Source organism: Caryophanon latum (assembly GCF_001700325.1).
Classification (GTDB): domain Bacteria; phylum Bacillota; class Bacilli; order Bacillales_A; family Planococcaceae; genus Caryophanon; species Caryophanon latum.
Genome location: NZ_MATO01000035.1, coordinates 29,917 through 50,066, shown reverse-complemented (window position 1 = coordinate 50,066; position 20,150 = coordinate 29,917). Strand labels below are relative to the sequence as shown.

The 20,150-nt window shown below is 42.3% G+C and carries 20 protein-coding genes; 5 read left to right on the top strand and 15 right to left on the bottom strand.

Going from position 1 to position 20,150, the window contains the following annotated elements:
• Positions 1-215 precede the first annotated feature (215 nt).
• Entirely contained in the window at positions 216-2,432 is a 2,217-nt protein-coding gene (locus A6K76_RS09670; RefSeq protein WP_066464527.1) for a penicillin-binding transpeptidase domain-containing protein, read from the bottom strand.
• 265 nt (positions 2,433-2,697) lie between these two features.
• Between A6K76_RS09670 and A6K76_RS09665 the strand changes: the two genes are divergently transcribed.
• Positions 2,698-3,111: a hypothetical protein gene (locus tag A6K76_RS09665; protein WP_066464525.1), complete on the top strand. Its 414-nt coding sequence runs from the start codon at positions 2,698-2,700 to the stop codon at positions 3,109-3,111.
• Positions 3,112-3,173: 62 nt separating this feature from the next.
• Here A6K76_RS09665 and A6K76_RS09660 read toward each other — a convergent pair whose 3' ends face one another.
• The 3 genes from A6K76_RS09660 to A6K76_RS09650 form a co-directional block, all read right to left on the bottom strand.
• A complete protein-coding gene (locus A6K76_RS09660) occupies positions 3,174-3,779 on the bottom strand; it encodes a superoxide dismutase (protein WP_066464523.1) in 606 nt (201 codons plus the stop codon).
• A gap of 189 nt (positions 3,780-3,968) precedes the next feature.
• On the bottom strand, positions 3,969-4,454 hold the full coding sequence (locus A6K76_RS09655) for a DUF456 domain-containing protein (RefSeq protein ID WP_066464520.1): 486 nt from the start codon (positions 4,452-4,454) through the stop codon (positions 3,969-3,971).
• A gap of 121 nt (positions 4,455-4,575) precedes the next feature.
• A complete protein-coding gene (locus A6K76_RS09650) occupies positions 4,576-6,201 on the bottom strand; it encodes a Na/Pi cotransporter family protein (RefSeq protein WP_066464518.1) in 1,626 nt (541 codons plus the stop codon).
• A gap of 180 nt (positions 6,202-6,381) precedes the next feature.
• On the opposite strand from A6K76_RS09650, the gene A6K76_RS09645 reads away from it, so the two are divergent.
• The 3 genes from A6K76_RS09645 (at position 6,382) to A6K76_RS09635 (ending at position 8,733) form a co-directional block, all read left to right on the top strand.
• Positions 6,382-6,891, top strand: a complete 510-nt coding sequence (locus A6K76_RS09645; RefSeq protein WP_066464516.1) for a DUF1189 family protein — start codon at positions 6,382-6,384, stop codon at positions 6,889-6,891.
• Positions 6,892-7,064: 173 nt separating this feature from the next.
• Positions 7,065-8,168: a flavodoxin-dependent (E)-4-hydroxy-3-methylbut-2-enyl-diphosphate synthase gene (ispG, locus tag A6K76_RS09640; protein WP_066464515.1), complete on the top strand. Its 1,104-nt coding sequence runs from the start codon at positions 7,065-7,067 to the stop codon at positions 8,166-8,168.
• On the top strand, positions 8,161-8,733 hold the full coding sequence (locus tag A6K76_RS09635) for a hypothetical protein (protein WP_066464512.1): 573 nt from the start codon (positions 8,161-8,163) through the stop codon (positions 8,731-8,733). The genes ispG and A6K76_RS09635 overlap by 8 nt, the downstream gene beginning before the upstream one ends.
• A gap of 146 nt (positions 8,734-8,879) precedes the next feature.
• Here the strand turns inward: A6K76_RS09635 and A6K76_RS09630 are convergent, their stop codons facing one another.
• The 11 genes from A6K76_RS09630 to A6K76_RS16780 all read right to left on the bottom strand — a co-directional run bounded on the left by A6K76_RS09630 (position 8,880) and on the right by A6K76_RS16780 (position 19,603).
• Positions 8,880-10,352, bottom strand: coding sequence for an aldehyde dehydrogenase (locus tag A6K76_RS09630; protein WP_066464508.1), 1,473 nt, complete (start codon positions 10,350-10,352; stop codon positions 8,880-8,882).
• Positions 10,353-10,367: 15 nt separating this feature from the next.
• Positions 10,368-10,568, bottom strand: a complete 201-nt coding sequence (locus tag A6K76_RS09625) for a 4-oxalocrotonate tautomerase (RefSeq protein ID WP_066464505.1) — start codon at positions 10,566-10,568, stop codon at positions 10,368-10,370.
• Between the two features lie 7 nt (positions 10,569-10,575).
• Complete coding sequence (locus A6K76_RS09620; RefSeq protein WP_066464504.1) at positions 10,576-11,379, bottom strand: 2-keto-4-pentenoate hydratase; 804 nt, start codon at positions 11,377-11,379, stop codon at positions 10,576-10,578.
• A 13-nt stretch (positions 11,380-11,392) separates the two neighbouring features.
• Positions 11,393-12,403, bottom strand: a complete 1,011-nt coding sequence (gene dmpG, locus A6K76_RS09615) for a 4-hydroxy-2-oxovalerate aldolase (RefSeq protein ID WP_066464503.1) — start codon at positions 12,401-12,403, stop codon at positions 11,393-11,395.
• Positions 12,404-12,415: 12 nt separating this feature from the next.
• Positions 12,416-13,291 (bottom strand): acetaldehyde dehydrogenase (acetylating), encoded by an 876-nt coding sequence (locus A6K76_RS09610; protein ID WP_066464502.1) that lies wholly within the window; start codon positions 13,289-13,291, stop codon positions 12,416-12,418.
• Between the two features lie 5 nt (positions 13,292-13,296).
• Positions 13,297-14,076 carry a 2-keto-4-pentenoate hydratase gene (locus tag A6K76_RS09605; protein WP_066464500.1) on the bottom strand — a complete coding sequence of 260 codons (780 nt, stop codon included), beginning with the start codon at positions 14,074-14,076 and terminating at the stop codon, positions 13,297-13,299.
• Positions 14,077-14,088: 12 nt separating this feature from the next.
• Positions 14,089-14,565, bottom strand: a complete 477-nt coding sequence (locus A6K76_RS09600) for a flavin reductase family protein (RefSeq protein ID WP_066464498.1) — start codon at positions 14,563-14,565, stop codon at positions 14,089-14,091.
• A 70-nt stretch (positions 14,566-14,635) separates the two neighbouring features.
• The gene (locus A6K76_RS09595) at positions 14,636-15,649 is read right to left on the bottom strand and encodes a catechol 2,3-dioxygenase (RefSeq protein WP_066464496.1); all 1,014 of its coding nucleotides are present in this window, start codon (positions 15,647-15,649) and stop codon (positions 14,636-14,638) included.
• A gap of 16 nt (positions 15,650-15,665) precedes the next feature.
• Positions 15,666-17,219, bottom strand: a complete 1,554-nt coding sequence (locus tag A6K76_RS09590) for a 4-hydroxyphenylacetate 3-hydroxylase N-terminal domain-containing protein (protein ID WP_139108680.1) — start codon at positions 17,217-17,219, stop codon at positions 15,666-15,668.
• 265 nt (positions 17,220-17,484) lie between these two features.
• Entirely contained in the window at positions 17,485-19,242 is a 1,758-nt protein-coding gene (locus tag A6K76_RS09585) for a XylR N-terminal domain-containing protein (protein WP_066464495.1), read from the bottom strand.
• Positions 19,243-19,462: 220 nt separating this feature from the next.
• Positions 19,463-19,603 carry a hypothetical protein gene (locus A6K76_RS16780; protein WP_169818005.1) on the bottom strand — a complete coding sequence of 47 codons (141 nt, stop codon included), beginning with the start codon at positions 19,601-19,603 and terminating at the stop codon, positions 19,463-19,465.
• Positions 19,604-19,789: 186 nt separating this feature from the next.
• Here A6K76_RS16780 and A6K76_RS09580 point away from each other — a divergent pair, with 186 nt between their 5' ends.
• Positions 19,790-20,098: a hypothetical protein gene (locus A6K76_RS09580; RefSeq protein ID WP_066464494.1), complete on the top strand. Its 309-nt coding sequence runs from the start codon at positions 19,790-19,792 to the stop codon at positions 20,096-20,098.
• Positions 20,099-20,150: the final 52 nt, after the last annotated feature.

Sequence of the window (20,150 nt, the reverse complement as noted above, 5' to 3'; positions counted from 1 at the left end):
TTTTCTGTCTATTTACACGATTCCGAATTGTAAAGATACGTTTACAAACTATACATATCCAATACAATTGTCCTATAAGAAACAGCTGCGACTGTCGCACTAATGAACCGTGAGCAACTTCGTTTTATTGCATTGTCTACTCGACGTCATACATGAAAAACAAAAAAGCTGTGTTAAAAGTCGAAATCGACAATTAACACAGCTTCGTCATCGCATTAGCGTACCGTTTGCTCTTCTTCTGTTTCTTGAATAAGATCATCTGAGTATGCTGGCAAAATTTTCGGCTGGCCTTTTTCATTCGCCATATCTGTCGCTACGTTACGCGCTTTAATTTCGTAATATTTATCGAGCACTTCACGACCGATTTCACTCGCATTCGTCATCGCTGGATTGTACACCGTCGTTACCCAAGGAATCATAACCGCAAATGCGACCTCTGGGTTATCAATCGGTGAGAATCCAACGTGCGCAATTGAGATCGCGCCGCTTCCCCAATATTCACGCTTCGAATCGTAATATACAACTTCAGCTGTTCCTGTTTTCCCAGCTGCCTCATACGGTGCATCAGCGAAAATTTTACGTGCTGAACCGTTTGTACCTCGATATACACGACGCATTCCTTCTTTTACTTGTGCAATTTCCGCGGGCGTGTTGTCGATGTAGTTTAACACTTTCGTTTCGACTTCACTTACGAGCGGTCCTAACGTTTCTCCGTCTGGCGATGGCTCACGAATTTCCTTTACAACATGTGGCTGTACACGCTTACCACCATTGGCAATCGTTGAAATGTATTGCACCATTTGCATCGGCGTATACGTATCGAACTGTCCAATCGCTAAGTCGAGCACTTTACCACTTTGATGCGTCGGTCCTTGTACACCTGACGTCTCGTTCGGTAAGTCGATGCCTGTCGGTACACCTAAACCAAATTGCGCATAATAATTACGCATTTTTTGGAATACAGCTGGATCAACTGCGAAGCCCATTCCGCGGTAATAGCTGCGGCCTGCCATGAGCATCGCAATTTTAAACATGTATACGTTAGATGAACGCTCTAACGCCGTAATGTCATTAATTGCATAACGTCCACTTTGGTTGAATAGTGAACGTTTTACTTTCGTGCCGGCTAAATAAATCGGCTCATCGACAAGCACTTTGTTCGGTGAAATAACGCCGTCTGTATAACCAGATAAAATCGTCGCACCTTTCATCGTCGAACCAACTTCATACGCTGTCGTAAACGCCCCGTATGAATAGTCTACAATGTAGTTGCGCCCTGTCTCTTCATCGCGCTCGATTTTTTTACCGACCATCGATAGCACTTCACCAGTATTTGGATTCATCATCACTAAAAAGGCACGATCTAATAAATGTGAATAACTGTATGACTTTAAGCGTAATAAGTGCTTTTCTAAAATTTCATCAGCTGCTGCATTTAGCTCTGAGTCAATCGTTAACACAAGCTCTTTTCCTGGCTCGCCTTCAAACGTCGTCACCATGTCGACTACTTGCCCCGCTTTATTCGTGACGTTTTTCACAACTGCCTTTTGTCCTTGCAATAAATCCTCATACTGCGCTTCTACGTACGACTCACCGACGCGGTCATTACGTGAATAATCACGCGCTAAGTAATAGTACAGCTTTGATTTTGGAATTCCTTTGCTCGGTACTGTTGTGCGCCCTAAAATCGCTAGTGATGATAGCTTGACACGTCGCCAGTCAGTCGTCGTATTAACACCTGGCAGCTCCGTTAAGCGCTCAGATACGCGGGCAAACTCTTCATCGGATACATTTTCGCCTTTTACAATTTGTGGCGATAACGCATAGCCTGTTAACATTTCACGGAAAATCGCTAATATTTCAAGCTGATCTCCTTCAAGTGTTAATAAATCGGCATCGGTAATGCGATCGCGTACGAGTTGATCAACCGCTGCGTTAAATTCGGACTCTTCCATTTTTGGATTGTCCTTACGAATCGCATCTTGCTCTTTCTTTGATACGCGTCCATACGCTTCTTCTCTGTTTTGAGCAATCCAGAAATCTTGCTTGTCGCGCAACGTTACTTTATCGGTTGGCATATCGATTAGCACCGCTAGCTTTGATGCAATTTCAAGCATTTCGTCACGCTTCGTCGACGGCATTTTCGTATACGTAATCGCATTTTCTGGCTGATTATCAACTAAAATGCGCCCCATACTATCGTAAATACGCCCACGTGCCACGCTTGTATTCACTGAAATTTCCTCTGTTTGCTCTAACGCACGTACGTAGTCTTCCCCTTTTACAATTTGCAAATACCCTAAACGGAATATGAGTGCTGAAAATAAAATAAAGATGGAGAAAAATAATACATTCATGCGAAATGTTAAATTCGAACGAGCCGACTTCGGTTTCCCACTGCCGGTTCGTTTTGTCGGTTGCTGCTTGCGCAAACCCCCCACCTCCAAAAAACAATCTACATGCTAGTATAACACTGTATGCCACAGAAAAAAATGCTTGTCACGTATTATGAACGTATTTTTCGACTGCGAGTTCCGTCGTGTTAAAAAGTGTGTCGAAATTACAGGAAAACGAGGACATAACGCATAAAAATGGTGTACACTAAAAGGACATTTCACGTACAAATACATGCAACGGACGACTTAGCATGTATATATAGTCGTGCACTACATATTAAGTTTAATGGAGGCATATAAAATGACGATTCAAAACTGCGAACGATGTCGTGCCTTATTTCATAAAAAGGTAAAAGACATTTGCCCAGCATGTGTGCAAAAGGAAGAGGAAGATTTTCAAAAAATCCGTCTGTTTTTAAAGCGCAACAAAACGATTGAGCTCATTACAGTAAGTAAAGAAACAGGCGTTGACTTAGATGTCATTTATCAATTTTTACAGGAAGGTCGCATCATTTTAAGCAATTCTACACAAAGCAACTACCCATGTAAAGAATGTGGCACGACGATCTCAACAGGCGCGCTTTGTATCGCATGTGAGGAAAAACGCAACGACGTTCAACAAATGTTACAGACGCACGCAACGAGCGAAGACGAGGTTGCTGCAAATGTAGAAGCAGCATCACAACAAAAGGGCGGCTTCCATACGAAACGCTAAACGAAAAAGGGATGGGCTTCAAGTCATTATGACTTGAAGCCCATCCCTTTTCAATTACGTAATTATTTAGCTGCGTTGAATTTTTCTTCAACAACATCCCAGTTTACTACGTTCCAGAAGTTACCGATGTACTCTGGGCGACGGTTTTGACATTTTAAGTAGTAAGCGTGCTCCCAAACGTCTAAACCTAATACTGGTGTTTTGCCTTCCATTACTGGAGAGTCTTGGTTTGGTGTAGATGTTACAGCAACGCCGTCACCATCAACGATTAACCAAGCCCAACCAGAACCGAAACGAGTTGTCGCTGCTTTAGCGAACTCTTCTTTGAATGCATCGAATGAACCGAATTTTGCATCGATTGCTGCTGCTACGTTACCTACTGGTGTGTTAGAACCGCCTGGAGCGATTACTTCCCAGAATAATGTGTGGTTAGCATGACCGCCACCGTTGTTACGTACTGCAGTTTGCTTGTCAGCTGGTAACGCGTCTAAGTTAGCGATTAATTCGTTAATATCTTTGTCAGCGAATTCAGTGCCTTCTACTGCTGCGTTTAAGTTTGTTACGTATGTAGCGTGGTGTTTAGAGTGGTGAATCTCCATAGTTAATGCGTCGATATGTGGCTCTAACGCGTCATAAGCGTATGATAATGGTTTTACTTCAAATGCCATAATAATATTCCTCCTAGTGGATTAGATGTGTTTGCATAACTAGATTAACAAAAATAGTCACACCATTCAACGAAAAAACCTTACTTTTTTTCATTTCAGTCTTTTGCCCGAATGCCTGATATGACTGCACTTTTATTACTTCCCGATATATTGCAACTTAAAACATGTTTCCAAAAAAAATCCTCGCCGTTAAATGACGAGGATAAACGCAACAATCATCACAGCTTGAATAACGCCTTTTGTGACAACGGACGTTAAAAAGCCGACGAGTGAGCCGACACCGACTTTGATTGATTGTTCAACATCGGTGCGATTAACGATAAGCTCTGCTGCAACCGCTCCGACGAACGGTCCGATTAAAATGCCGGCAACTGGAATGACGAACGGACCAATTAATAAGCCGATCGTACTTCCCCAAATCGCCGCCTTGCTTCCACCAAATTTTTTCACACCGACATAGTTTGAGAGCGCATCGGCACTAAACAATAAAATGACGAACAGCGCCTGCCCGACCCAAAACCACCACGGCAAGTCGCTAAACGAATACGCAAAGCCGTAAACGATGAAGCCTGCGACAATAAACAGCACGGATGGAATAATCGGATAAATGAGCCCGATAAACGCGATGACAAATAGCGCGATAATAATCGACCAAACGACAACTGATGATGCCATAACGATTCCTTCTTTCACCTGTAATAATTTATTCACTGTGTTGACGAACTGCTTACACAATATGCGTTTGTCCGTCCATACAGATCGTTCCTTACTTTACGTATACAGTACAAAAAAGGTTTCATAAATCAAGCATCGCGTTTGCAATGCTCGCAGTACGGTCACTAATGCGCTCTAAGTGGCTCGCGATATCCGTTAAAAGCACACTGCCTGTACGCGTAATCGCATCATGATTTTGTCCGCCAATATAGCGATGACGAATGCGGTTTTCCCATTCGTCAATTTTACGTTCTTGCTTAAATAATTTTTCCGCTAGTTGACGGTCGTTCGTATTGACGATTTCAATTGCCATTTGAATGTTTTCAATCGTTAACGTAAACATCGTCTTAATATCATTCATCGCCTCTTCCGGCAGCACGATGTTCACCTGCTCCTTATAATGAATGAGTTCCAGCAAGCTTTTAAAATGACCAGCAATGCGCTCAAAATCTTTCATTTGATCGAGTACGACGTGGTAGCGACGAATATCGACATCCGTTAACGTATGCTTTGAAATGCGCATTAAGTACGCGGTCGTCTGCTCGTCAACGCGATTAATTGCCTCCTCATATTGACGCACTGCAATTTCATGTCGCTCATCGTTCGTAAAGAAGAAGGCGCGCGTTTCCTCTAAGCCTCGCTGCGTGTAACTTCCCATGCGCAACACTTCCTCCTTCGCTTGACCGATTGCAATCGATGGTGCTTGTGTAATGAATGTATCATCTAGCTCTAATGACTCCTCAGGAATGGCATCTTTACTCGCAGGCAAGAGTTTCTTTACAGTCCAGAGAAGTACGCCGATAAATGGCAACTGAATGATTGTGTTAACGATGTTAAATGTGCCGTGCGCAACCGCAATTTGCATTTCCGGCCCGAGCGACAATAGCGCACTAATTGACGTTATATACTGTAAAAATAACGGTAAAATAAGCAAAAACATTACCGTACCAAATACGTTAAATAACAAATGAACAAGTGCCGCTCGTTTTGCGTACACCGTTGCTCCAAGCGATGCTAAAATAGCTGTAATCGTCGTGCCGATATTGTCACCGAACACAATCGGCACTGCCGCATACAACTCGACAAGCCCGCTCGCGTACATGCTCTGCAAAATAGCAATCGTTGCCGACGAGCTTTGCATAATGAGCGTTAACGCCATACCTGCAATGACACCAAGTAGCGGCTGTTGTGCCATCGATAGCATAATGTCGTTAAACGCCTCTGCATTGCGCAGCGGCATTAAGCTACTGCTCATGAGCTGCAAGCCTGCAAATAAACCACCGAAGCCAAATAAAATACGCCCGATATTGTCGAACTTTCGCTTTTTAAAGAAAAATAATAAAAACGCACCGAGCGCTAAAAATGGATAGCTATATTCCTCAAACTGAAAGCCTATAATAAATGCGGTAATCGTCGTACCGATATTTGCCCCCATAATGACCGGAATTGCTTGACGCAGTGTCATGAGTCTTGCACTGACAAGTCCTACTGTTAAAACGGTCGTTCCTGAGCTTGACTGTATGAGCATCGTAATGAGCATGCCGACAAGTACGCCTCGAATTGGTGTCGATGTATAGCGATCGAGCCAATCACGCAGCCGCGTCCCCGCCATTTTTTGAAAACCTTCGCCCATATATTGAATGGAAAATAAAAAAAGTCCTAGCCCACCGAGAAACTGGAACAGTAACTGTTGCCAATCGATCTCCATTTACCCCATCTCCAGTTCACTTTTGTTCTTTTTCGAACATAGCCGAAGTGAAAGTAATTGTAAAGTTATTCCTTACCAATGTCATAAAATCTTTACAAAGCCCGCGTGACATCTACAGTGCCAGCGTTTTATACGCATATGGTATGATGAACATAAATGACGTTTAAAGGAGATTTTCTCATGCGATTATTACAAGAAAGTTTAATATCACCAAAAACATTAGCGCGTCATCGCCTATTATCAATCGGCGTTGTTATGCGCTACATTTTTAGTTGGATTGCCATCATTACCGCTGCATCATTTGCCCATTTCGCATTCGGATTTACTGAAAATAATGCGTTACAGTCAATTAAAGATATGATGACTGCTTCGGGCATGCAGTGGATTGTATATCCGTTTGCCGCTTTATTTTTATTCGTTTCAAACACGCTGCTCATTATGAGTCACATTTCGCTATTATCTGCCGTGACGATGTTCATCATGCGTCCGTTCCCATTTCGCATTCAATATCGCCAAATTTGGCGCACGACTGCTTTGGCAATGACGATTCATTACATAGCCTATTCGATCGCACCGTTTATACAAGACGCCAGCAGCATCGTTTACATCGGCGCCTTTATCATCACGCTCGGTTATAGCTTGCGAGCGGCAATGCATTTCCCACCTGCGCGTCGTAATACTGCAAAATAAGGAATCTTTTTCTTCGCTTTCAACGTCTAAACATGAGAAAATAGGCAATGGCATATCATTTAACCGAGCAATTGAATGAAAGTTCCTTGCTCACATTTGCACACACTGCTAAAATAATTTTAGTGATGGGCTACATACAAAACATGCAAGCCTGAAAAGGAGAGAATTTTATAATGAGTGAAATCGTTCACCGTACAAAAACACGCCCTGTTCGTGTTGGGAACTTAACAATTGGCGGCAATAATGAGGTTATTATCCAAAGTATGTGTACAACAAAAACACATGATGTGGAAGCAACAGTAGCAGAAATTAAACGTTTAGAGGAAGCTGGCTGCCAAGTCGTACGTGTTGCTGTACCAGATGAGCGTGCTGCAAATGCGATTGCAGACATTAAAAAGCAAATTAATATCCCTCTTGTTGCGGATATTCACTTCGACTATAAATTAGCGTTAAAGGCGATTGAAAACGGCATCGACAAAGTGCGCATTAACCCAGGTAACATCGGGCGTCGTGAAAAAGTAGAAGCGGTTGTAAACGCCGCAAAAGCAAAAGGCATTCCAATTCGTATCGGCGTTAACGCTGGATCATTAGAGCGCCACATTTTAGAAAAATACGGCTACCCGACAGCTGACGGTATGGTCGAATCAGCACTGCACCACATTAAAATTTTAGAGGACTTAGACTTCCACGACATTATCGTGTCAATGAAAGCATCTGACGTTAACTTAGCAATTGAAGCGTACGAAAAAGCATCAAAAGCATTTGACTATCCGCTTCATTTAGGCATTACAGAATCAGGTACGCTGTTTGCTGGTACGGTAAAATCAGCAGCAGGTCTTGGGGCGATTCTTTCAAAAGGCATCGGTAATACGCTGCGCATTTCGTTATCAGCGGACCCTGTTGAAGAAATTAAAGTTGCACGTGAGCTACTAAAATCATTCGGCTTAGCATCAAACATGGCAACGCTTATTTCTTGTCCAACGTGCGGTCGTATCGAGATTGACTTAATTTCAATCGCAAACGAAGTAGAAGAATACATTTCAAAATTAAGCGTTCCACTTAAAGTTGCGGTACTTGGCTGTGCAGTAAACGGTCCTGGAGAAGCGCGTGAGGCAGACATCGGTATTGCGGGCGCTCGCGGTGAAGGGCTGTTATTTATGAAAGGTAAAACAGTTCGCAAAGTGCCTGAAGAAACAATGGTAGAAGAGCTGAAAAAAGAAATCGATAAACTAGCAGCTGAAATGGCTGAAAAACGCGCAGCTGAAGCGAATGCATAAAACGCGCTTTGGCATTGATATTGACGGCACTGTAACATGCCCATCAACATTAATTCCGCACATTAATAAACAATACAACGTCAACTTAACGCTCGACGATATTACGGAATACGACTTTACGTGCGCGTTTGACGTCGATAAAGAAGCGTTCAATGCGTGGTTTAAGCAGTACGAGCCGGACATGTACCGCGCGTCGGAGCTTGCAGCTGGCGCAAAGGACGTTTTAACATCATGGGCACCACAAGCAGCATTGCATTACATTTCTGCTCGTGGTGAAAACGTCGCTGAGCTTACATTCGAATGGTTCAAGCAGCATGGCGTGCCATTTCACGAAATCATTTGCATCGGCAAGCACGATAAGCTCGCTGTCGCAAAAGAGCGTCAAGTCGAAGCTTTTTTTGAGGATAAGCACGACAATGCCGTTATGCTTGCCGAGGAGCTCGATATTCCGGTCATTTTGTTTGATACACCATACAATCGACTGCACGTACCAAGCAACGTCATTCGCGTGGCAGACTGGCAAGAAGCACAGCGCTGGGTCAATGCACATTTTCAGTTACGTTAAATAATAACGGCTCTGAAACAAAATAAACCGTTAGCGGAAAGATTCACTTTTCCGCTAACGGTTTTTTGCTTTTTATCGTCGCCCATATGTGACCGACGTCGCCATGCGTCGAAACGATCAAATATTTAGTTCAGAATACCCTGTCATTATTTCAGTGCGATACAAATATTTTTCGCTTCGGTAAAGAACTCTAAACTATGATGACCGCCTTCACGACCGACACCCGATTTTTTAAAGCCGCCAAACGGAGCGCGTAAATCACGCACGAACCAACAATTCACCCATACTGTGCCTGCTCGTACATTATGTGCAATGTTGTGCGCTCGTTTTAAACTTTCAGTCCAAATAATGCTATTTAAGCCATAGTCTGTACTATTAGCAATTTGCAATGCTTCTTCATCTGTATCAAACGGAATAATCGTAACAACCGGACCGAAAATTTCCTCTTGTGCAATGCGCGCTAACGGATTTTCCTGTACATAAATCGTCGGTTCTAAATAATAGCCTGTACGTAAATGTGCTGGCAGCTCTGGACGTTTGCCACCATGAACGAGCTGTGAGTTTTCAATTGTAGCAATTTCAAAGTAACTTGCTACTTTTTCATAATGCTCCTGCGATACGAGCGGACCCATATTCGTTTCTTCCTGTTGTGGATCGCCTACGACCAATTGTGCCGCTGCTTCTTTAAAGCGAGTTAAAAACTCATCAAAAATACCACGCTGTACTAAAATACGTGAGCCTGCTAAACATACTTGCCCTGAGTTCATAAATGCAGCCCTAATCGATTCTGGCACCGCCTTGTCTAAATCGGCATCATCAAAAATAATATTCGCTGCCTTACCACCGAGCTCAAACGACACTTTTTTTAATGTGTCCGCTCCATTTTTTAAAATCGCTTTGCCCGTTGACGTTTCTCCTGTAAATGAAATTAAATCCACTTCTGGGTGCGTCGTCATATACTCTCCTGCTGAACCACCGCCGAAGCCATGAATGACATTTACCACACCGTCTGGAATGCCAGCTTCTTTCGCAATTTCTCCAAGTAAAGAAACCGTCAATGGTGTTGTCTCAGCAGGTTTAATGATCGCCGTATTCCCTGTTGCTAAGCATGGACCGAGCTTCCATGTCGTTAACATAAACGGCAAGTTCCATGGTGTAATGAGTGAAGCGACACCAACTGGCTCATAGCGCGTATAATTGATGTAATTGTCGTCCATCGGATACGTTTCGCCACCTTGCTTTTCCATGAAATCTGCGAAAAACTTTAAGTTATGTGCAGCTCGTGGAATTTCATGATGTAATGCAGCTGTATACGGTTTTCCAACATCTAACGCCTCTAAACGGGCAAGCTCTTCTTTACGTTCTAAAATAATGTCTGCCATGCGACGGATTTTATTGCAGCGCTCAGATAACGGCATCGTGCGCCATGGACCATGCTCAAATGCTTCACGTGCTGCTCGTGCTGCACGATCTACATCTTCAAACGTCGCCTCATGTACACGCGCAATCGTTTCTTGTGTCGCCGGATTTTTCACTTCAAACGTTTCATTGCGTGACGATTCAACGTACTCTCCATTAATGAATAATTTAACTTCTTTTACAGATGTTGCAGTCGGCATATGTAGTTCCCCCTTTTATTTTTGATTCGCTTTTCGCTTTTTAACAGATTGTCCTGCAATTCCCCAATGAGCGGCTGGTACTTCTTGCAAACAAACACGCACGCTCTCGATCGGCGCATCAATGACTTCGTGTACCGTTTGTGTTAATGCAGCAATGAGCTGTTCTTTTTTCTCTGGCGTTCGCCCTTCAATTAATGTTACGTGAATAAATGGCATTCTTTGTTCACTCCTTTTCCTCTATAAACGATACGGTAAAGCCTGTTAACCCATCAAAAGATACACTATACGTACTGCCTGCTACAATTGTTTCTGCACCTGTTAGCGCACCGCTTAATACGACGTCACCTGCTTGTACTTTTTGACCGCGAGCGAGCAATTTATTAGCCATCCACGCTACTGCACGCGCTGGATTGCCCATGACAGAAGCTGCAGTTGTCGTCGCAAGCACGTCATCATCTTTTTTGAATACACAGCCCATTAGCTCTAAATCAATTTCTTCTATTACATGACGCTCTGTGCTTAATACGTAACGTGACGATGATGAATTGTCCGCAATGACATCAGGCAATGTGAAATTAAAATTCAAATAACGGCTATCGATAATTTCCATCGCTGCTGTCACGTAATCTGTCGCCGCAATCACATCCGCTACAGTCACAACTGGCCCTGTTAAATCTTCCTTTAACACAAACGCAATTTCTGGCTCGATTTTCGCATGAATAAACGGCTTCATTGAAATCGGCTCGCTCGGTGTTAACGCCATATTTTCAAGCAATACGCCGTATGATGGCTCATGCACACCCATCATTTGCTGCTTCGCCTTGCTCGTTAGCCCAAGTTTCCAACCTGAAATACGCGTTTGCTCTGCTGCCATCTTTTTTGCAATTAACGCTTCTTGAATGTCATATGCCACATCGATTGTCAGCTCTGGATAATCGTCGACGAACTTTTTAATTTCACGACGTTCCTTTTCCGCTTCAAATAAAATATTCGTAATTTCTTCTTTTACATTCGTTGCTAGTACCATGTATAACTCCTCCTTATCGTGCGACGCCTTGTGCAAGACGTTGCGCCACTTCAAAAATTAAATCTTCCTGCCCACCAACCGCTTGCATGTTGCCTATTTCCATTAAAATTTCACGTTCATTTACTCCGTATTGCTTCGCTGCTTCTTGCGCAAATAGTAGGAAACTTGAATAGACACCTGCATATCCAAGAATTAAACTAGCACCATCAATTTCTTGCGAGCGTGGCATAAACTTCGCCACCACATCATTTGCAACATCTATTAATGGATCTAAATGAATGCCTGTTTCGATCTGCATGCGCTCGAATACTGCCGCCATCACTTCCGTTTGTGTGTTGCCACTTCCCGCACCTAAACTACGTAAGCTTCCATCGACGAACGTCGCACCTGCTTCTACTGCTGCTAACGTGTTGGCCATCGATAACGCTAAATTGTTGTGCGCATGAAAACCAATTTTCGTCCCAACATGGTCACGTAATGCACGTACTTTTTCACTCACTTCATGCGGCAACAACGCACCAGCAGAGTCCGTCACATAAATAATTTCAGCACCGTAGCTTTCCATTTTTTTTGCTTCTTCAATGAGCTTCGTCGTTGGAGCCATATGCGCCATCATTAAAAAGCCGACCGTCTCTAACCCTAGTTCTCGACTAAGCTGAATATGTTGCTTTGATACGTCCGCTTCAGTTATATGCGTTGCAACACGCGCCATTTGGATGCCTGCATCAACAGCCGCCTTCAAATCATCCTTCGTTCCAATGCCTGGCAAAATGAGCGCTGCAATTTTGCTGTTTGGCGCTTCCTCTTTCGCTGCGGCAATTAGCTGTAATTCGTCTGTAGCGGAAAATCCATATTGTAATGACGAGCCGCCTAATCCGTCTCCATGTGATACTTCAAAGTACGGTACATTTGCCTGCCCAAGACCGCGCGCAACGTCTCGTACTTGCTGTTCTGTATATGCATGACGCATCGTATGACTGCCATCGCGTAATGTTACATCTAGCAATTGAATTGATCTTGTCATTCCTTTGCCTCCTTATTGTGCTGTGACAGCCATTTTCGCAAGTTCATCCGCCACTTTTGCTGCCGCCGCAGTCATAATATCTAAATTGCCTGAGTATGATGGAAAGAAGTCACCTGCTCCTTCGACTTCTAATGTAATCGTCACTTTTTTCCCTTCCACAATCGGCATTCCTTTTAAACGATAACCTGGTACGTATTGCTGTACTACTTTTACGATGTTATGTATAGCTTCAACAATTTCCACATCGTGCCCTTCCTCACTTGTCAGTACATGAATCGTGTCACGCATCATAATCGGCGGTTCTGCTGGATTTAAAATAATAATCGCTTTTCCTTTTTTCGCCCCGCCGACTTGCTCAATCGCAAGCGCGGTTGTACGTGTAAATTCGTCGATGTTTGCGCGTGTGCCTGGTCCTGCCGAAGCACTCGATACCGTTGCAACAATTTCCGCATAATCGAGCGGCACTACTTCATTAATTGCATATACAATTGGAATCGTCGCTTGTCCACCGCACGTCACCATGTTGACATTCGTCTGTTGTAAATGTTGCGTCAAATTCGCTGCTGGCACAACGAACGGACCAATTGCTGCTGGCGTTAAATCAATCATTCGTTTGTTTAGCGCCTCGATTTTACGCGCATGTTCAATATGTGCATAGGCTGTCGTCGCATCAAATACGATATCAAACGCTTCCGGCACTGCAACAAGACCGTCAATTCCTGTATGAAGCGCCTGATAGCCACGCTCCTTTGCTCGAAGAAGACCTTCTGATTGTGGATCAATGCCAACCATAACGGACATTTCTACATAGCTACTACGCTCTAGCTTATACATTAAATCCGTCCCAATGTTGCCGGACCCTAAAATCGCTGCCTTTAGCTTTTTCATGTACGCTACTCCTCCTTAAATGTCACTTGAATAGAACCTAAATGAGCAAAATCTGCGCGATACGTTTCACCCGCTTGAATCGGAAGTGCTGCTGTTAATGCGCCTGATAATATAAATTCTCCTGCTTTTAGCGCAATGTTATATTGACCGAGTGCATTCGCTAGCCAAACAACTGCCGCAATTGGATTTCCCATTACTGCTGCACCTGTCGCATGATCAATGTATTGCCCATTGCGACTAATATTCATACCGACTGTTGATAAATCGACATCTTGAAGTTTCGTTGGCATACCACCAATAATCGCATAAGAAGATGATCCATTATCTGCTACTGTATCTTCAAATCGAATTTGCCAATTTTCAATGCGGCTATCAATAACTTCAAATGCTGGCACGACATACTTCGTTGCACGTATAATTTGCTCTGCTGTAACGCCAGGTCCTTGCACGTCCTCTTTTAACACGAACGCAATTTCAAATTCAATTTTCGGCTGAAGCAGCGGCTTTAACGATAGCTCTTCACCGTCCGCCTTCACCATCGATTGTAAAATATGTCCATAATCAGGTTCTGTAACGTTAAACATGTTTTGCATTACCTTGCTCGTCAACCCAATTTTTTTCCCAACAATTTTGTCACCTTGTGCGACGCGAGCATGAATTTGCTCTAGCTGAATCGCATACGCCTCGTCCACGCTCAAATTTGGGTTCGTTGCGGTTAATGGGGCAATCGCTCGCTTCGTCTCATACGCCTGCTGTAACGCTTGTGCAAATGTTGTTACCGTCATCTGTTCATCCTCCTAAACGCTCGTTTGCGATGGCTGCAACGATTCGTATTTCCCACTATAAAATAATAAAGGTGGACGCCCTTCTACATGAATCGCTTGTACATGTCCGATAAATAACGTATGATCCCCTTCAACGTACGACGCCTTCACATCACATACAATTTGAGCAACGACATCTTTTAACACTGGATATCCTTCCAATGTTGTAAATGGTACATCTATTCCTTCTTCACGTTTTCCTGCAAAGTGCTGTGATAAATATTGTTGATCCTCCGCTAAAATATTAACAGCGAACGTACCGCTTTGTTGAATTTTCGCTAGCATAGATGCGCGCTCATCAATCGATATGACAATGAGCTTTGGATTCAACGAGACCGACATAAACGCATTCGCTGTCATGCCATGCGTTTCGTCATGCAGCTTAGTTGTAATCACTGTAACACCTGTCGCAAATTTCCCCATCGCATCACGAAATAAACGATCTTCCATCTAAATCATCCTTTCTTATACAGAGCGTAAAAGAGGCGTTACGTTATGCAGCACCTCTTTTACTAAACTATTATTTCACTGGCTCTTTTGTAGTTTGCGATTGTTCTGCTAACACCGGCTCGCGCTCTGGCGTACCGTAAATGAAGTACGTATCTGGTAACGGTGAGCCATACCAAATAATCGCTTCTTTTAATTCTGGCTCCGTCCATTTAATCGGCTTCCATTCTGGATCAAAAATTAAGTAACCTGAATCGCCAAATAGCTCTACTCGGTTACCGCCTGGTTCTAACACATACATAAAGTACGCCTGTGATACGCCATGCTTCCCTGGACCCGCTTCAATCGTAATGTTATTTTCAACAAATAAATCTGCAATATCCATTAAATGTTGCGGATAACCGTACCAAAACGCAATGTGGTGGAATCGCCCTTCATTGCCTGTGTTGTCACGCATAAATGCCACTTCATGCACAAGTGGACTTACGCTCATCCATGCACCGATTTCAATTTCTTCATTCGGCCCTACAACAACGTGCTCACGTAATTTAAAGCCTAGCGTATCAGCCATAAATTGTTTATTCGGTGTTACGTCTTGGCACATTAAGTTAACGTGGTCTAAGCGACGTACTGGTACACCTTGTGTTGGACGCTTTTGTGGACGGCTCTTTAATAACGTGCGATCTTTTTCAGATGCTTCATAATAATCCACATCCCATAAAATTTCATTTAAATGACCGTCTGGCGTCGTAAATTGATATGCGCGACCATGCCCTAAATCGCCATCAATCCACCCGATACCGCGACCGCTTGCTTCTAGCTCAATTGCTCGACGCTCTAACGCTTCAGGAGAGCTTGCACGCCACGCGACATGTCCTAACCCTGCTTCTGGACCTGCCGTTAACTTTAACGTATGGTGATAAAAATCTTCATATGCACGTAAATAAACCGAATCACCCATTGTAGCAGAAACTTGCATTCCTAATAAATCGGTAAAAAATGCGACAGATTCTTGTAATTTCGGTGTGTATAACTCTACGTGTGCTAACTGCGCGACTTCATGTGCAATGTTTACTTCATTTGTCATAAAAAAGTCCCCCTATTTATCGATTTTCGTAAAAGTTAATATCAGTTGGATTAATCCACGTATCGCCTTTCCAGCCATGTAAATCGTAATCGTCCATACATTGCTCGGCGAATGCCATAAACTCATCTGCTTTTCCTGTGCCTTGCGCGTTATACAATGTTTGTAAACGAATGTCATCTTGGTTTCCTGCATAGTTGCGCTCATATAGTTCGCTGCGCCCACCGAAGTCCGTACCGATCGCATCCCATAACAATTTAATCACTTTAATTTTACTTTCGGCATCAATGCCATTTGAGCCGCGATACAGCTGATCGAGCGTCGGACGGAATTCAGGATTTAAAAAGTCGCGCGCACTAGACGGCTGCACAATTAAGTTTCCTGCAACGATTTGCTGAATGATTCCTTTAATTTTTGGCCAACCTTCTTGTAAAAAAATACGATATGCTAAGCCACCGTTAATATTTGGAATGACCGTACCATTTTCGAGCTTCGTCGGATTGAGTGCCATCGAATCGCTCAATGACCAAAACATGTGACGCCATGCAATAATTTCCCCAAGTTGTGCTTGCACGCCGCGAAACTCATCCGTCCCCGCTGTTTTAAGCGCTTTCATTAATACGCCAATAATAAAGTCGAGCTTTACCGCTAAGCGCGTAACCCCTTGGAAGGTGAAACGGTTAATAAAGCCACTTTCCACAAAGAATGACGTCGTTTTTTTCATGTCCTCATAAATGAGAATGTTTTCCCAAGGAATGAGTGCTTTATCAAATACGAGCACCGCGTCATTTTCGTCGAAGCGACTGCTTAACGGGTAATCAAACGGTGTTCCCATAACAGCTGATTTAAGTTCAAACGATGCGCGACTAATTAATTTAACACCGGGTGTATCCATCGGTGCGATGAAAACGACCGCAAATTCTTTTTGTTTAATCGGCAATCCATATGTACCAACAAAGTTATAATTTGTTAGCGCTGACCCTGTTGCGACCATTTTCGAACCGCTCACAATTAAGCCTTGATCCGTTTCTTTTTCTACACGAATAAACACATCGCCTACTTCATGCACCTCTTTATTGCGATCTACTGGTGGATTTACGATCGCATGATTGAAAAACCAGTTTTTCTCCTGCGCTTCTTTATACCAAAACTTTGCATTGTCAGAAAATGGTGCATAATACTCTGGATTCCCACCGAGTGTCGCTAAAAACGACGCTTTATAATCTGGCGTTCGTCCCATTTGTCCGTATGTTAATTTCGTCCACTCTGCAATCGCATCTCGTGATTCAATTAAATCTTGCGCAGACTTTGACGCCTTAAAATATTTAAACGTATAGCCTCCGCTTCCTGTATCTGTTTCCGTTGTTAATACATCTTTGTATTTCGGGTCGTGCAATGCATCGTATAAACGCGCAATCGATCGTGCTGAATTTCGAAATGCAGGATGATTGGCAACATCTTTTACTTTTTCACCGTCGAGCCAAATTTCACGATCATCTTTTAAACTATCTAAATACTCTTGACCTGTTAATGGTTTCGTTGTTGGTGCTTGCTGCTCTTTTTGCATTACCATTGAATAAGCCTCCCCCTTTACAATCGTTCCCATACAAAAAGCAACGTGCTATTGTTTGGTTATTCTCACTATATACATTGCAGAATTTTCTGTTAATTTATATTTCGTATAGTCTTTCTCGAAAATACTATATATAACGTAAGGTAGAAATAAACTACACAAAAGAGAAATAATCAATCTTAAATAGATCCCAAACTAAAAAAGCGTTATTAGAAAAATACATTTCCCTAATAACGCTTTTCTATTTCCTATTGTCTCTACTATTTTATTCGCTAATTGCTTGCACCGCATAATAAAACTGTAAAGCGAGCTGACATTGAAAACGACCGTCTCCACTTTTTACATCGACATGAATGAGCGATTCGATTTTATCCATACGATAGCGCAGACCTGGTAATGATAAATTTAGCTGGTGTGCTGTTTTGTTTAAATTGCCATTGTTCTCAAAATACGCTTGTAACGTTTGCAACAGTTGCGTATCTTGCTTTACATCATACGCAATCAATGCGCCAATTATTTCTTCATAATACGAAACGAGCTGTGAAGGGTCTGTCGTTTTTAAAAACAATAGCACATGTTGCAACTTTTCATATGTCACAACTTGTACGCGCTTATTTGAACAGTGCACTAAAAAATTGCTTAACTTCATCGCCTCTTCATAGCTCGTTTGAATGTTTTCTATGTTCGTGACGACACGTCCAACACCAAAATAGCCTTTACTTTTTGGGAACGCTTTCATAAAATCTTTTACGCATGCTTGCGCAAGTTTTCCTTTTTGATGCGTAGGCTCTTGCACAAGTAAAACGATATCGCCGTTTAACATAAACACATCATTGACATGCTTTTCTAAACATAAATATTGCTCATATAAATCGGTTGCATTACTTTTTAATACGACAACGCGAAAAGGTTCATGAAAGTTGACCGTAAATAACGAATTATCAAACTGCTCGATCTTTTGCTGTTGAAGAAGCAATTCAAATGCCTCCGCTTGCTGCTGCCAATGATGCTTTAAATTGCGTAATGTCATATTAAAATACCATATAAACGTCGTTAAACTACGTTGCACAATTTTCTTTTTGTACGGTACAATGGGCGCATCACTTAATAAAACGAGCTTCGCATACGCCAATTGATTGCTCTTTATATGTAATGTTTCCATATGAGCATCAACCGCTTCCCCGCGCGCATATTGCTCATATAACGCTTTATGCGATGCTTCATAAAATACTTGCTCAAACGGACGCCGAATCATGCTGCGCTCCGCGATGGCACTAACTTCAAGCTCGTCACAAATTAATTGGAGCATCGCCTCTAACCCTTGCTCCTTCAATAATACTTGCATGAGCTTTTCTTGTAGCTCATCCGCTCGCTCAACAATTGTATGCTGCTCCTCCATTTGTTGATACATATCATCAAAGCGTGATACTAAACAATCTGTGTCAAAATACGACAGCTCATTTAAATGCTCACGCGGTGCTAAATGTGGAGAACAAGCTACAAATATACAATGTGCATCCTTTTTTCCTCGACAACATTCCTCGTATACAACGATATCTTTACCATATACTGCTCGTAAATAGCCTTTTACATATCCAAGTAGCTCCCAACAAACAGGCTCCTCATTAAACCCGATATGCTTTACATGCTCCTCATATTCATATGAGTAATGCCAACTGCCGCGCATATATAAAGAATTTTCTTGTAAATCCATTTGTTCTGCTTCAACCATGACCGTTCCTGCTAACGTATGTAATGCTGGACCAGCTAAAATTAATTGTTCTTTCGTGCGCCATGGAAATTCATTCATCACCGCTTTTGCAGCATTGTAGCCACTCGAAATACCATAGCGAATAAAAATCGTTTTCGCTCGCTCCATTCCTAACGTTTGGACTAAATCTTTACGTAAAAAACCGAATGACTCGGTCGCAGTAAGCACCATCCGTTTATTATTTAATTTAATGACACCACTACGAGGACTTACATCAACAACATGCTCAAACACCAATTTGTTTGCCTTCATTAGTATCAAACCCCTTTATTTGCTGTTTGTTGCGTATATTCATTGTACTATATTTTCAAAAAACAACGCATTAAAACAACTTTTTTCTACTAAAAACATTTATTTCATCAAAAAAACTACCCGAAATATCGGATAGCCGTTTATCATTGAATAATGTTCGAGAATTTCGCACATGCTACTTATGTAGTGCATGCTTTGTCAGCTGTTTATCGTCACACATTTAAATATTCAAAATACCTCTTGCCCAACGATCTAAAAAAATTTCAAATGTTAAGCCATACTTTTCGTAAATGTGATAATGAGTAAAATAATTACCAAGCTGATCAAGTGTTTCGTCTGTTAATACACGCAATGTACGCATACGCAAAACCCCTCTCGAATGTTTTTGCTGACAAAGCAAGTGTCGTAATTATTTACTACCCACGTTCGTTTAAACGTAACCTATTTTTTTCAAATTACCCGCAAAAAGAAATAGCCGAATTACTTGTCAGTGAAGCGCGTTGTTCGGTATGATACACGTAACGTTATAGACGAAAGGATGTTACACATGTTCAATGATTTATTAAAAAACTTAGGCGACATTCAAAATGTTGCGGACTTATTCAATAGCGAGGCGCTGAAAAACTTCCCGATCCAAGACATTTTAAGCAATGAATTTTTCCAAAAGTTCACAGACTTCCAATCGGTTGAAGAATTTATCGCTAAAAGCGGCTTCTCTGTACAAGACATTTTAGGCTTCGTACAAGGCATTCGTACAGAAGAAGCAGACCAATTCGTCAATGAAAACTCGTCATTTGCAACGGTTGCTGAATTCATCCAAAAAGCGATGGCAGAATATATGAGCAATAAACAATAATTTTTTACGCAATACTGTAAATTGTGAGCCACTTTATTCCGATATAATACTG

Coding starts and splice junctions, on each gene's coding strand:
- A6K76_RS09660 (WP_066464523.1), bottom strand. CDS start 3,779: ATGGCATTTGAAGTAAAACCATTATCATACGCTTATGACGCGTTAGAG.
- A6K76_RS09625 (WP_066464505.1), bottom strand. CDS start 10,568: ATGCCATTTATTCACGTAACATTAATTGAAGGGCGAACGCCAGAGAAA.
- A6K76_RS09610 (WP_066464502.1), bottom strand. CDS start 13,291: ATGAAAAAGCTAAAGGCAGCGATTTTAGGGTCCGGCAACATTGGGACG.
- A6K76_RS09595 (WP_066464496.1), bottom strand. CDS start 15,649: ATGACAAATGAAGTAAACATTGCACATGAAGTCGCGCAGTTAGCACAC.
- A6K76_RS09605 (WP_066464500.1), bottom strand. CDS start 14,076: ATGACGGTAACAACATTTGCACAAGCGTTACAGCAGGCGTATGAGACG.
- A6K76_RS09600 (WP_066464498.1), bottom strand. CDS start 14,565: ATGGAAGATCGTTTATTTCGTGATGCGATGGGGAAATTTGCGACAGGT.
- A6K76_RS09630 (WP_066464508.1), bottom strand. CDS start 10,352: ATGCCGACTGCAACATCTGTAAAAGAAGTTAAATTATTCATTAATGGA.
- A6K76_RS09650 (WP_066464518.1), bottom strand. CDS start 6,201: ATGGAGATCGATTGGCAACAGTTACTGTTCCAGTTTCTCGGTGGGCTA.
- A6K76_RS09635 (WP_066464512.1), top strand. CDS start 8,161: ATGCATAAAACGCGCTTTGGCATTGATATTGACGGCACTGTAACATGC.
- A6K76_RS09590 (WP_139108680.1), bottom strand. CDS start 17,219: ATGGTAATGCAAAAAGAGCAGCAAGCACCAACAACGAAACCATTAACA.
- A6K76_RS09665 (WP_066464525.1), top strand. CDS start 2,698: ATGACGATTCAAAACTGCGAACGATGTCGTGCCTTATTTCATAAAAAG.
- A6K76_RS09645 (WP_066464516.1), top strand. CDS start 6,382: ATGCGATTATTACAAGAAAGTTTAATATCACCAAAAACATTAGCGCGT.
- dmpG (WP_066464503.1), bottom strand. CDS start 12,403: ATGACAAGATCAATTCAATTGCTAGATGTAACATTACGCGATGGCAGT.
- A6K76_RS09655 (WP_066464520.1), bottom strand. CDS start 4,454: ATGGCATCATCAGTTGTCGTTTGGTCGATTATTATCGCGCTATTTGTC.
- A6K76_RS09580 (WP_066464494.1), top strand. CDS start 19,790: ATGTTCAATGATTTATTAAAAAACTTAGGCGACATTCAAAATGTTGCG.
- A6K76_RS09620 (WP_066464504.1), bottom strand. CDS start 11,379: ATGGTACTAGCAACGAATGTAAAAGAAGAAATTACGAATATTTTATTT.
- ispG (WP_066464515.1), top strand. CDS start 7,065: ATGAGTGAAATCGTTCACCGTACAAAAACACGCCCTGTTCGTGTTGGG.
- A6K76_RS16780 (WP_169818005.1), bottom strand. CDS start 19,603: ATGCGTACATTGCGTGTATTAACAGACGAAACACTTGATCAGCTTGGT.
- A6K76_RS09585 (WP_066464495.1), bottom strand. CDS start 19,242: ATGAAGGCAAACAAATTGGTGTTTGAGCATGTTGTTGATGTAAGTCCT.